This window comes from Aerococcus sp. L_32, from assembly GCF_050689315.1.
Genome location: NZ_JBOEQF010001086.1, coordinates 1 through 622, shown reverse-complemented (window position 1 = coordinate 622; position 622 = coordinate 1). Strand labels below are relative to the sequence as shown.

At 40.5% G+C, this 622-nt stretch carries 1 protein-coding gene; it reads right to left on the bottom strand.

The features are described 5' to 3' along the window. On the bottom strand, positions 1–622 hold a 622-nt coding region (locus ACRCJ0_RS18305; protein WP_431391569.1), incomplete at both ends, for an ABC transporter transmembrane domain-containing protein.

Here is a 622-nt window from a genome sequence, read left to right as displayed (position 1 = left end):
TTGCCCATCGACAAGTACTTGTCCTTCAGATACGTCGTATAGACGTGGAATCATTTGGATTAAAGTCGATTTACCTGAACCAGTTGATCCGATAATGGCTAAGGTTTCACCCTTGTTGATTTTGAAATTGATATCTTTAAGGGCTGGTTTGGCATCATCACCGTATTTAAAAGTGACGTTTTTGAATTCAACAGATCCTTGTTCACTTGTTTGAATCGCATCTTCTTTAAAATCAATGGATGGTACTAGATCAAGCACTTCGTTGATCCGTTTTGCCGAAACGATGGCACGCGGTAAAATCATGAAGATCATGACCATTAACAGGAATCCGATGATAACTTGCATGGCGTAAGATGAGAAGACAACCATGTCTGAGAATAGGTTAATTTGCTCTGTCCCTTGTGCCGCATCGGCGATTAAGTAAGCACCTGACCAGTAAACTACTAGGGTTAAACCACTTGATACGAGGGTCATACCGGGTTGCATGATCCCCATTACACGGTTAACAAAGAGTTGTGTATTGGTTAAGTCGTCATTAGCTTTTGCGAATTTTTTATTTTGATATTCTTCTGCGTTGTAAGCCCTAATAACGCGTAAACCAGTTAAGTTTTCACGAGTCACG